Source organism: Paenibacillus sp. IHB B 3415 (assembly GCF_000802655.2).
Taxonomy (GTDB): Bacteria; Bacillota; Bacilli; order Paenibacillales; family Paenibacillaceae; genus Paenibacillus_AQ; species Paenibacillus_AQ phytohabitans.
Genome location: NZ_JUEI01000128.1, coordinates 1 through 11,685, shown reverse-complemented (window position 1 = coordinate 11,685; position 11,685 = coordinate 1). Strand labels below are relative to the sequence as shown.

Annotated in this window: 10 protein-coding genes; 4 read left to right on the top strand and 6 right to left on the bottom strand. The window is 54.8% G+C overall.

Annotated features, from left to right (window positions below):
* The 3 genes from QW71_RS34415 to QW71_RS34405 form a co-directional block, all read right to left on the bottom strand.
* Positions 1 to 1,811 (bottom strand): transglutaminase family protein (locus tag QW71_RS34415; protein ID WP_039310073.1); only part of this gene is annotated, 1,811 nt, incomplete at its 3' end.
* Positions 1,780 to 3,279, bottom strand: a complete 1,500-nt coding sequence (locus QW71_RS34410; protein WP_083442845.1) for a DUF58 domain-containing protein — start codon at positions 3,277 to 3,279, stop codon at positions 1,780 to 1,782. The genes QW71_RS34415 and QW71_RS34410, both read right to left, overlap by 32 nt.
* Before the next feature lie 157 nt (positions 3,280 to 3,436).
* Entirely contained in the window at positions 3,437 to 4,858 is a 1,422-nt protein-coding gene (locus tag QW71_RS34405) for a polysaccharide deacetylase (RefSeq protein ID WP_039310069.1), read from the bottom strand.
* A 109-nt stretch (positions 4,859 to 4,967) separates the two neighbouring features.
* Between QW71_RS34405 and QW71_RS34400 the strand changes: the two genes are divergently transcribed.
* On the top strand, positions 4,968 to 5,654 hold the full coding sequence (locus tag QW71_RS34400) for a DedA family protein (protein ID WP_039310067.1): 687 nt from the start codon (positions 4,968 to 4,970) through the stop codon (positions 5,652 to 5,654).
* A 13-nt stretch (positions 5,655 to 5,667) separates the two neighbouring features.
* Here QW71_RS34400 and QW71_RS34395 read toward each other — a convergent pair whose 3' ends face one another.
* The gene (locus tag QW71_RS34395; RefSeq protein WP_039310065.1) at positions 5,668 to 6,945 is read right to left on the bottom strand and encodes an MFS transporter; all 1,278 of its coding nucleotides are present in this window, start codon (positions 6,943 to 6,945) and stop codon (positions 5,668 to 5,670) included.
* A gap of 129 nt (positions 6,946 to 7,074) precedes the next feature.
* Here QW71_RS34395 and QW71_RS34390 point away from each other — a divergent pair, with 129 nt between their 5' ends.
* Positions 7,075 to 8,058 (top strand): YafY family protein, encoded by a 984-nt coding sequence (locus QW71_RS34390; RefSeq protein ID WP_047014134.1) that lies wholly within the window; start codon positions 7,075 to 7,077, stop codon positions 8,056 to 8,058.
* Between the two features lie 119 nt (positions 8,059 to 8,177).
* Positions 8,178 to 8,474, top strand: a complete 297-nt coding sequence (locus tag QW71_RS34385; RefSeq protein ID WP_083442844.1) for a zinc ribbon domain-containing protein — start codon at positions 8,178 to 8,180, stop codon at positions 8,472 to 8,474.
* A 92-nt stretch (positions 8,475 to 8,566) separates the two neighbouring features.
* Here QW71_RS34385 and QW71_RS34380 read toward each other — a convergent pair whose 3' ends face one another.
* Entirely contained in the window at positions 8,567 to 10,099 is a 1,533-nt protein-coding gene (locus tag QW71_RS34380) for a DHA2 family efflux MFS transporter permease subunit (protein ID WP_039310063.1), read from the bottom strand.
* A complete protein-coding gene (locus tag QW71_RS34375) occupies positions 10,096 to 10,548 on the bottom strand; it encodes a MarR family winged helix-turn-helix transcriptional regulator (RefSeq protein WP_039310060.1) in 453 nt (150 codons plus the stop codon). The genes QW71_RS34380 and QW71_RS34375 overlap by 4 nt, the downstream gene beginning before the upstream one ends.
* A gap of 209 nt (positions 10,549 to 10,757) precedes the next feature.
* Between QW71_RS34375 and QW71_RS34370 the strand changes: the two genes are divergently transcribed.
* On the top strand, positions 10,758 to 11,453 hold the full coding sequence (locus tag QW71_RS34370; protein WP_039310057.1) for a hypothetical protein: 696 nt from the start codon (positions 10,758 to 10,760) through the stop codon (positions 11,451 to 11,453).
* Positions 11,454 to 11,685 lie beyond the last annotated feature (232 nt).

Here is an 11,685-nt window from a genome sequence, read left to right as displayed (position 1 = left end):
CCTGCGGCAGCGGCGGAGGCAGCAGGCGTGGGGTCGAAGGGGACCCAGCCGGCGCCGGGGAAATAGACCTCGACCCAGGCGTGGGCATCGCCGCCGGTCACATTGTAGCGCTGCGGCATGGAGCCGGCCACAAGCGTCCCCGGGCCGTAGCCCTGGACGTAACGGGCCGGAATGCCGCTGCTGCGCAGCAGGACCGTCATCGCCGTGGCGAAATGCACGCAGTAGCCCTGCCGGGTCCCGAAGAGGAAATCGTCGGCGAAATCCGCACCGGACGGCGGCACTCGGGTCAGCAGGGTGTAGGTGTAGCCTGTTTGCAAATAATCTGCAACCGCAGCAGCGGCATCATAACGGTTAGCCGCAGCAGCGGTAAGCTGCTCTGCCAGAAGCTTCACCCGCTCCGGCACGGCTGCGGGGAGCTGCAAATACAGATTGCTCACCCGCTCAGGATCAATCCCCTGCAGCTTGCGCAGCACAGCCGGATTACTTTCCGGAAGCACGGACTTCACCGTATATTCCGTTAACTTGGCGGACCCGGAGACCTCCGGCAGCCGGAAGCTGTTCTTCTCGCCGTTCACAAGCACATAACCAAGCTGGCTCCCATCGGCCAGCCGGATATTCTGTACATCGACTGCCGTGCCTGCGCTGAAGAGAGGAAGCCCGCCGGATGAAGGCTTCGCGAACTGAATCCGCTGAATGAGCGGCTCTGGACCGGCCGCTTCCGGCTCCGCAACCGGGAGGCTCGTTAAATTAAGCGGTTCATAGGACGCCCCGCTTCTGATCCAGCGGCGGCTGTCATAATAGGCCACGCTTTCTCCCCGCCAGTAGGACGGACGGGCAGCGGTTACGCTAAAGACGGCCTCTCTGCTGGGCGACAAGGGCATTCCCAGCTCCCCGTCTCCCGCACTATAACCGGTGCTGGCAGCCTGAGGTCCGGCAGATTCTCCGGGCCTTTGCGTTTCCGCCCAATTCTCCAGCTTGTTTAGAACCGGCTGCAGTGTAATGGGGACCACCGGCCGGGCACCAAGTCCCTGCCCGCCTATCCAGGCTGCCACCGTCACGGCCACCGCTGTAGAGAACGCCCATATTCCCCAGCGGGCGTAAGGAAGAGCGTGGCTTCCTGTCCGTTCCTGCAGACGGAGCAGTCCGCTTAATGACCGCATCCAGAGAATCAGCCCTGCTGAGACCAGTACATCACCGGACGTATCGACAGCATAGACCATATCGAGCGCCAGCAGATATACCAGGGTTACACCTGTAAATAAGGTGATACTTCCCCTGTAAAGAGCCAGCTGCTGGACAGATGACACTAACAGGCCCCAGCCAAGCACCAGAATCAGCAGCCGGCTGTCCTCACTTAAGGCAGAAATCCGGCCTGACAGGAGCAGGAGGGCATCCTCACGGATGTCTGCTGCATAGAGCCGCAGCCAGGCAGTTCCTTCCTGTGCCGCGCACAGGTAGAACCAGGTCAGGAAGATCAGGAGGAACTGCCCGCAGGCCTGCAGAAGGCGGGGAAGCTGAATACATCCCCATAACAGCAGTCCGGCAGCCGAGAGCATCAGGAGCTTCAGAAGCTCGGCGGTCTCCGCCGATGCGGCCAGCCGCTTGAGCGGCAGCAGCCACAGGGTGAACATTCCCATAATAGCCAAAGAGAACAGCCCGCGATAATACAGGGGACTGCTCTCCCTTTTATCGGCGAAGCTGTTCTCCGTACTTTCCGTTTCCGGCTGCCTGCTGCCCCCTGGTGAAATTATAGGGCCGCCTAAGTCAGCTGGCGTAACCCTAATGGGATGTCGGTTGGCCCGGATATCCATAATACTCCGCCCCCTTGTACCCTTGTGCAGGAGAGACATCGTTAAGACAATGGATCCGCGCACCGAGCCGCATCAGACTTCCGGCTATAGTGCCCGATGTACGCTGCTTGCCGCCGGAACCCGGGCTATAGTTATCAGCCGGATAACTCTCTACAGGCTCAGGGAATCCTTCCCTGGCCTCCTTGGTTCCGGTTGAACTCCGTACCGGATCTTCTGCCGGTCCTCCGCCCGGAGAGGGCTGATCCCAGACATAGTACAGCTCGACCTTAATTCCCTGCACCAAAAAGCGGGCAAGCGTCCGGGCAGACTCTTCTTCCAGCCGGCCGGTAATGACAGACACCGTCATGCCGGGAATCCAGCCCCGCGAAGCATCCTCCAGCAGCCGGCTGAGACTCTGTGAGCCGGCTGGGGATATTTCCGTAAGCAGGTCTTGTACCCTGCCGGGAATTTGACCCAGGCCTTCATGTCTGGCCATCCCTTCCGGCCAGCCGCCGCTGAAGAGCTGCAGGTAACTGCTGGAACGTTCGGCAGAGAGCATCAGTCCCATTGCCGCCGACACCGCCCGTTCAAAAGCAGGCATAACCGTTGCGCGCTGCCCGCGCGGTACCAGGGCACCGTAAGGAACCTCATAATCCTCCGGACAGTTGGCAAGCACGATACAGGTCATTTGCCCGGCTTCCCGTTCAGGTACTCTGCTCTGTAGGGTTCCCTTACGCGCGCTGTTCTTCCAGTGAATCCGGCTGAGCGGATCACCGGGAGCATAGTCACGGATATCCGCTGCTTCTGCACTTCCCTGCTTCCCCCGTCCGGGAAGCATCCGGTCTCCCGGCATTACACGGTTATCCGGTAAGCTGCCGGCCAGATACAGCGCCTTCGGGAGCACCTTGAAGCTCTCCTTGCCGCCCGGCTGACAGCCGCCAGTGAACAAACCAGGCAGATCCCCCCAGGTGACACCGCAGCCGTAAAGCTGGTGGATCCCTCTGGGAACAGACTTCAGTTCATACGAATAGGTGAAGGAGCGCCGGAATCCGGGGAATAGCAGCTCCTGATGGCTGCCTTCACTCCAGTAATCGGCAACAACTATCCAGGGAAGCGGGATCTTGGAGACAAAGCTGATCTGTACCTTAACGGTAACGGTATCCCCGGCCGATGGACGTGCGGGAGTTATTGTGCGGAGAACGGCTACCCTCCGTGGACCGCAGAGATGCATGAGCAGCCCGCCGGACATTACAATTACGCCAGCCGTCAGGAGCAGCAGCAGTGATTCCCCGCCCCGCCACAGATATAACCCCAAGGTTAATGCAGTTAAAAGCAGCATCCGCGCCCACTCCTGCATAGTGCTGCGGACACGCCGGCGGGACAGGAACGCAGCCGCAGATTTCCCGGAACTATCCCGCTTTCCATGCTCATATTTGATCTGATCTATCAATGATGAAGAGGACAAGGATGACACCCTTCCTTCGGTCATAGACTAGCTCCCCGCCTGCCGCAATTTCACTGGCTATTCGGCTTCCGGGAGCCTATTACTATCTATTCTTCCCATCAAAAAGGGTGCCCAGACATTCAGGGAATTCTTTTTAGCCCCGACTCTCCCGGATATTTATATCAACGGCTGAAACATCGGTTCAAAATGCCTTCACTCTGCGCTCTTCTGCATTTACACTGGCCGCAAGCGGCGGATGCCCTGTGGCTTCGAGCAAATCCCGCAGGGATACCCATAGGGAAGAACCTATGAGCTGTATCTCTGCTGTCTTGAGTTCCACCGCTCCGTCCGGCTGGACGACTTCCATCTGCTGTTTCTTTGAATTTACATTCACTGTTCGTCCATTCCAGCTTACCTGTCCGCTGCGGGTAGCCGTATCCCAGCCGACTTGCCCGCCCAGCCGTTCCACGGCGGTACGGAGAGGTACGAAATATTGCCCGTTTCTAAGGTTGTACTCTCCAGGCTTCAGGATGGTCTCCAGCCTGCCTACCTCCAGAGCAAGCGGTTTGCCGGGTGCAAACAGTTCAGCATTCGGAACAATATTCGCCGAGATCCAGGCTTTGGACGGCTTCACCCGCTGCAGTGCCGCTGCCTGAGCCGACACTCTGAACTGTACCGGCTCACTCTGCGCATTAAGTAAGCCGAATTCATAACCGGCGGCTTTGTAGCGTTCAATAATGGCCGGCAGCGCCTTGGCACTCTGCTCATGGCCCGACCCGTCATGCAGCAGCAGGACAACACTCCGGGAGTCCAGATCAGCAACCGAATGCTGCAGGATCTCTGCGGCAGGCACTCCCCGGCGGCTGGAGTCTCCGCTGTCTACGGTCCAGTCCATCACCTCATAGCCCGCCTGCTTCAGCAGATAAAAATAAGTATTGTCAAAATGGCCAAAGGTGCCTCCCGGTGCACGGACCAGCTGCGGACGAACCCCTGTAATGCCTCTGACCGTTTCCTCTGTCTGTTTGATCTGACGCCAGAACTCCGTGAATCCGCTATAGAGATCATGATAATTATGGTTATAGGTATGATTGCCGATGGCATGCCCCTGCTCCCAGATGGCATTGACCAGCTCGGGGCGGCTGGCAGCTTGCTCCCCCAGCACGAAGAAGGTAGCCTTCACTCCCTGCTCCTGCAATATCTTGAGTACCCGGGGAGTAACCGCACTTGGCCCGTCATCGAATGTAAGGTAGACGACCCGTGTTGCCTTGCTGTGCTTAGCTTCCTGATTAGATTTGTCCGCAGCGGCAGATACTTTCTGTAGGGTAGAAGCCTGCGGATCGGTGGCGGGTGCATAAGCTGAACCCCCTGAACCGGGGGACTGCAGCGGCTCTGCTTCCGCAATCTTGACTGCAGCCGGCGGCAAATCTTGCACCGGGACCTCCGGAGGATTATTCTTAGAGAGTAAAGATGCTGCACTGCCTGCTTCAGCCTGCAGGGAGAATGTCCTCCATGAAGCCGGGGATTGCCCCTTGCCCCCAAGGGCTGACATACTTAGAAGCACTGCCATAACAAGCAACCCGCGGATCATATACCGGCGGATACGATTTTCCCGGCTTTCCTTCATCTTCTCTACCTCCAGCATTCTATTGGCGCTTTCACGCCATTTGGTAGATTGTATGAAGACAAGCTTCAAAATAGAATCAGGCGCGCAGCCTTCGGAGAGTGATGAATGTATGGAAATGCTGAAATGGATACAGGAATTGTTCGCCAGCTATGGATATAGCGTATTGTTCTTTGGGCTTTTGCTGGAATTCATTGCTCTACCTTTTCCCGGAGAGACTACCATGGCCTTCGCCGGGTTTCTGTCCTATACCGGGAGGCTGGATTTCTTCACGCTGGTTATCGTAGCTTTTGCAGGGACCACAGTTGGCATGACCATTACTTATTTCATTGGGCTTAGGGCCGGGCTGCCCTTCATCCAGCGTTACGGCAAATGGTTCATGTTCTCTCCGGCCAAGCTGGAAAAGACCCAGCGCTGGTTCGAGCGGTACGGCAGCGTGCTGATCTCAATCGGCTACTTCGTTCCGGGCGTCCGCCATTTCACCGGCTACTTCGCCGGTATTATCTCACTGCCTTTCCGCAAATTTGCAATGTACGCCTATGGCGGCGCCTTGTTCTGGGTACTGCTATTCCTGGGTATCGGCAAAATCTTCGGACCGCAGTGGATGGGCATTTTCCACTTAATCGAAACCTATGCCCTCTGGATTGCCCTCTTTGCCGCAGCCATTGCTGCGCTGATTGTGATGTACCGTTACCGGAATGCCATCCTTCTCCGGCTGTCCCGGCGCAAATCCGCTGCTCCGCTGGAGACGAAGGTCAAAGTAAAGGTCAAGGTCAAAGAAACCTCCAAAAGCCGCTGATTCTTTCAGATCATTAAGGCCGGGACTCCCTGTACCGCTTATTCCATTTGCTTCGCAGCAGGTAATAACCTCCCAGCAACAGCGCAATCGCAGCAAAACCCGCCCCGCCCGCGAATCCCAGCATTCTGGGCTCCACATAATCAAGCAGCCAGCCTGCTCCTAACATGGACAGACCCAGCAAGGATCCGCTTACTGCCGCCAGCAGGCCGAATACGGCCGGCTGCAGCGCAGGCGGCGTTTCTCTCATCACCAGCGTATCCAGACAGGCATTGCCAATCCCTCCGGCCAATGATAACAGAATGTACAGCAGAAATGCTGCAGCGAAATGACCGCTGCTGCTAATCATCATGAGCAGAATGCCCTCGAGCAGCAGACCGCCCAGTGCTACCGCTAAGAGCCTTTTGCGGAATAAACGTCCGGCAAAGAAACTCAGGCTGAGCCCGATGCCAAGCGCTGCGTAGAACGCCCCCACCCCGCTGTCTCCCGCATGAAATACCTGCACAGCATATACGCTGATCAGCACATTATCCCAACCATTGATCACCGGCACCAGCAATTCATAACAGAGCACAATCTGCAGTACCAGACTGCCTCCAAGGACTGTACGCAGCGCCCGCCGCCGTGTCCTTTTGACAGACAAGCCTAAGGTAGGATTTCCGCCTTCAGTATGCGGTGTTGACTCCCGGCCTGCATCTCCGGCAAGTGCTTGCTTGGGATAATGAATACCCCTTATCAAAAGTCCTGCCGCCAGGAACGACACAGCATTCATAACAAAGGCCATATCCGGGCCGAAATACAGCGAGACAATCCCTCCCGTAAAGGCGCCAAGAATCAGCACGCAGCCGTTCAAAAGCTGTTCCAGGCCGTTGATCCGCAGCAAATCCTCCGGCGCTGCCAGCAGCGGGATGGAAGATTTGCGCACCGGACTATAGACGGCTTCACCCGCTGCCATCACAAAGCTGCCGGCATACACCAGCCACAGCCTATGCTCCCCGTCTACCCAGAGCAAAGACAAGGCTACCGGGACACGCAGGAAATCCACAGCCATCATGATTGTTTTGCGTGGCAGTCTGCCAGCCAGCAACCCTCCAAGCGGTGCCATGAACAGATAAGGCAGCACCCGCACGCCAAGCGATATCCCTACGGCCATTCCCGACCCGGTCAAATGAAGAACCAGGGCCAGCATAGCAATACTGCTGAAACGGTCGCCGATACCATTGATTAACCCGGCTGCAAACAGCCTTTGATAGCCTTTATTGCGTCCCGCAAGTGATCCTGTATTCGTGCTCATAACATTAGCCCCTCATTAAATTATATGAATATCTAATTAGATAATAATATAATATGAAATTTGGAGCAATGCTTTATTTCAGACAATTTGCTAAGCTTAGACCATTAACCTGAAAGCAGGTGCATTTCTGTGAAAATAGACCGTCTCCTCTCCATTGTCATTCTGCTGCTGAACCGGCCGCTGATTCAGGCCAAGGAGCTGGCCGATATGTTCGAAGTCTCCGTACGCACCATCTACCGCGATATAGACAGCATTAATACCGCAGGTATTCCTGTCGTCACGTATCAGGGGGCCGGGGGCGGTATCGGCCTCATGCAAGGCTACCGGCTGGACCGTAATGTTCTATCCGAGCGTGAGCTGGCCGATATCTTCGGCGCACTGCAAAGCGTCTCTTCTTATGGCGGTGAAGGGCACCAGCTGTTAATGGAGAAAATCAGCAGTGTGATCCCCCCTTCCCAGACAGCTGCCTTCCGCAGCAAAACCACCCAGATGATCGTTGATCTCTCCCCTTGGGGACTGATGGGCCCTTTGGAGGAGCGGATCAGCCTTCTTAAAGAGGCGCTGGAGGAAAATACCGTCATCTCCTTCGAATACATCTCGGCCGAAGGCCGGGCAAGTACGCGTACCGTTGAACCCTACACCCTTGTACTCAAAGGACAAAGCTGGTACTTATACGGTTTCTGCACAGAACGCCGGGATTTCCGGCTCTTCAAGCTGCTGCGGATGAAAGCGCTGGTGAAGGAGAAGCGGCACTATACCCGCCAGGATATTCCGCTAAATGATCTGCCCTGGACGGACGGCTGGAAAGAACCGCAGAATATCCAGCCGATCCGGCTTCAATTTGCACCGGAAGGCAGGCATCTTGCGGAAGAGTATTTCGACTCCGAGGAGCTGCAGCAGGATGACCGCGGCGGGTACACCCTTACCGTCCATTATCCTGAGAATGATTGGCTGTTCGGTTTCCTGCTAAGCTTCGGAACCGTGCTGGAGGTGCTTGGGCCGGAACATATCCGCCGGAGAATAGGCGAGCTAGCCGGAGGCGTTGCAGCCAAATACGCCTCCAGCCTCCCGCAGCCGCAGCCTGCACACCCTTCTGAACAAAGAAGGGGATAGTATCTTTTTTCCACAACCCGCACATGAACCTGAATCTATGCTGTCAGGTATGCCGGCTTATACTGGACAGGAAGAGGCGGCAAACACCTACTGAACCAGAACCCTGAGGAGTGTGTAATATGGAAACAGCGTCAATGAAACAAACGGAAGGCTTGTTCTGCCAAAGCTGCGGAATGCCGGTTAACGAAACAGAGCTGCAGGGCAGCGACAAGGAAGGCAACAAAACGGGGGAGTATTGTATCTACTGTTATGAGAATGGTGAATTCAAGCAGCCGGATATCACTCTGCAGGAGATGACCGATCTCTGTGCCGGGTACTTGGTGGAGGAAGGGATGGATGAAGCTGCCGCCCGCCAAATGCTGGGGCATTCCCTGCCGCAGCTGAAGCGCTGGAGCACGGGAGCCGGGGTTAGCTGAGGCTGTAAACGGACAACAAAAGGACTACCCGGCAAAACCGTTACGGCTTTGCGGATAGTCCCTTTTTTTGAAATTATAGCCTGTTCATACAATTAAGCTCTTTGCGATTTCACCTTGTTAGGCTGCGGCTGTACTGCAGCCTCTTCTTCCGTCTTCAGGAAATCCGGCTGCGGAGAAGTCTTTCTGATGAACAACGCCAGCACCAGGGCAAGAACTGTCACCCAGGTAGCTACACTGAACGCATGGGTAATCCCGTTAATTGTTGCTTCCTGCGTAAGCTTAAGCATCGCCGCCTTATCGGTCTGCGATACCGCACCGCTTGTCAGTGCATCGGTAATGTTGCTCTTCGTACGGTTGGTCATCAGGCTGACGAACAGCGCCATACCCAGTGCACCGCCTACGGTCCGCAGGGTGTTGGACATTGCCGTACCGTGCGAAGCCAAACGCTGCGGCAGCTGATTCAGACCAGCAGTTACAATGGGCATCATCAGCATGGACATCCCGAACATCCGCGCAGTATAAGTCAGGATCAGATGTGTATAGGTTGTGCTGTCACTGATCTGGCTGAATTCCCAGGTCGTAATGGCTGTAATGGCAAGGCCGATAACCGCCAGCCATCTTGCGCCGATTTTATCAAATATAATTCCGGTGATCGGAGACATAATACCCATCAGGATGGCACCCGGCAGCAGCATCAGTCCGGATTCCATAGGTGTAAATCCGCGGATCGTCTGCAGATAAATCGGCAGCAGGATCATACCTGCGTACATAGCCATAGTCACAATAATGTTAATTACCGTAGTGAGTGAATACATGTTGTAGCGGAAAATGCGGAATTCAAGCAGCGGCTTATCCGCTGTAAGCTCACGCCATACGAACAGCCCCAGGGAGACAATACCCAGGATCAGACAGAGGATAACCGTGGTGCTGCCCCAGCCATCCGTTCCGGCGTCACTGAAGCCATACAGCAAGCCGCCAAAGCCCAGGGTCGAGAAGATCACACCCGGCTTATCCAGCTTCGGAGAAGTCAGTTTGCCTACATTCTGCATCGTCTTCATGCCAAGCAGCATCGAGAAGATCGCCAGCGGAAGCACGATGTAGAACAGCACGCGCCAGGAGTAGTTCTGAACCACCCAACCGGACAAGGTAGGTCCGACTGCCGGAGCAAAAATCATCGCAACCGCCATAAGTCCCATGGCCTTGCCGCGTTCTTCAATCGGGAAGATGCGCAGGAACACAATGTTCATCAGCGGCATCAGAATCCCGGCACCTACCGCCTGGATAACTCTGCCGACCATAATCATTTCAAAGCCTGATCCTATTGCACAAACCAGTGTACCTATGGAAAATAACATCATCGCCGTCGTAAAGAGCTGGCGGGTCGTAAATTTCTCTACCAGATAAGCACTGATTGGCACCAGCACACCATTAACCAGCATGAACCCTGTAGTCAGCCATTGTGCCGTATTGGCGGCGATCTTCAGGTCCTCCATCATTTTGGGCAGCGCCACATTCATCAGTGTCTGATTCAGCAGCGCCACGAAGGCGCCGATCAGGAGCGCTGCGATAATCGGACCTCTGCGGATCGTCTTGGACGATGCAGCGTCAGCAGTAATTGTACTCATAGCTTCTTTTTGTCTCTCCCTTGTTCTAGAATTTTGATGATTTCACCATGTAACCGCAGCAGTTCTCCGGCATCCTCAGCAGGTATATTAGCCAGTGGCTGTAGATACCTGCGCAGAGACTGTTTGCTTAACTCCCGGATCTCCTTGCCCTTATCGGTCATCGCCAGCTTAAATATACGTCTGTCGCTCTGCGAGCGTTCTCTGGTAATCAGTCCAGCCTTCACCATCCGGTCCACCACTCCGCTTGCCGCGCTGTTGCCAAGATGCAGCAGGTCTGCAAGCTCAGTGATACCGATATCGGGATGTGCCGACAACTTACGCAATACCATTAGCTGGGTGGATGTAATCTTCAGCTCTTCTGCGTCCTTCCACAAAAGCTGCTGGAAATTATGGTTGATGCAGCGGAAAGAGGACAGAATATCGTCCAATTGCTTTTCCTTTTCCTCCAACCTCAATCCCTCCAATCGCCCAATATGAAATAATACTTCGCATACGAACTATTTTACTATTTACCTATTTATTCGTCAATAACTTGCAGAAATTTTCTGAAAAAGTAATTATTTTTTCACTTCTTCCGGGATGCCACCGGCAAAAGTTTGCGTTTATTGTGGACTTCCCGGGTCCAAAATATGAATTACACGGAAAGCGGGGAAAACAAATGAGTCTGGAGCAACAACGTAAGAGCTGGAGCGGGGACCATAAGCTTTTGTCGGGGATCATCGTAAAGCCTGAAGCGCATGCTGAAGCTGCCGCTTTATTCCTGAAGCTGCATTCAGCCCTGTATGCTGCTGAAATAAGCAGCGGGGAACAGCCTGGTTTCGAGGATTCCTTATGGAACAATCTGTTAGAGCCAACTTTGCGCAGCTATCCTGTACATACGCCCGGCAGCCATAACTCTATAGTCTGGCATATATGGCACAGCGCGCGCATCGAGGACATCACCATGAACATCCTTGGTGCAGACCGTGCCCAGGTGCTTCATTCAGAGCACTATGCAGATAGCCTGCAGACCCCGTTCATCCACTCCGGTAATGGAATGAATGATCAGGAAGTGGCTGCATTTAGTGCAGAGGTGAATATCGGGGCATTAGCGGCATACCGGCGTGCTGTAGCAATCAGAACACGCTCCATCATTTCCGCTGTGCAGCCGGGGCAATTCGGGCGCAAAGCCACTCCGGCGCAGTTCAGCAGGGTGCTGGAGGAAAAAGCCGTCCTGGAAACCGAGCAGTGGCTGCTCGATTACTGGAGCGGCAAAACCCTTGCCGGACTGGTGCTGATGCCTGCCACACGGCATAATTTCGTCCATCTTAACAAAGCGATGCGCGTGAAGCAGAAGCTGCAGAAATATATATAAACCGCCTTTACTTGTCAGTCACTGCGGGACTGGCGATGCCTTGCACTTGATTCTTTAGCAGCAGAGTGGAGAGTCCTTAGGAAGTACTGTAGACAAAAATGTTGTACGTTTTGCAACTTTGATTCATGGATTGCGGGGTGATAGGGAGGATTGTTGTATGAAATACAAGAATAATGCTGCTGAGCCAGTACACTTGCAAGAAACCTAACATTAGATCAACGGAAGATATCGG

What these genes read in the sequence shown, in the direction of transcription:
- QW71_RS34410 (WP_083442845.1), bottom strand. Translation starts at nt 3,279, where the DNA reads ATGACCGAAGGAAGGGTGTCATCCTTGTCCTCTTCATCATTGATAGAT.
- QW71_RS34405 (WP_039310069.1), bottom strand. Translation starts at nt 4,858, where the DNA reads ATGAAGGAAAGCCGGGAAAATCGTATCCGCCGGTATATGATCCGCGGG.
- QW71_RS34400 (WP_039310067.1), top strand. Translation starts at nt 4,968, where the DNA reads ATGGAAATGCTGAAATGGATACAGGAATTGTTCGCCAGCTATGGATAT.
- QW71_RS34395 (WP_039310065.1), bottom strand. Translation starts at nt 6,945, where the DNA reads ATGAGCACGAATACAGGATCACTTGCGGGACGCAATAAAGGCTATCAA.
- QW71_RS34385 (WP_083442844.1), top strand. Translation starts at nt 8,178, where the DNA reads ATGGAAACAGCGTCAATGAAACAAACGGAAGGCTTGTTCTGCCAAAGC.
- QW71_RS34380 (WP_039310063.1), bottom strand. Translation starts at nt 10,099, where the DNA reads ATGAGTACAATTACTGCTGACGCTGCATCGTCCAAGACGATCCGCAGA.
- QW71_RS34370 (WP_039310057.1), top strand. Translation starts at nt 10,758, where the DNA reads ATGAGTCTGGAGCAACAACGTAAGAGCTGGAGCGGGGACCATAAGCTT.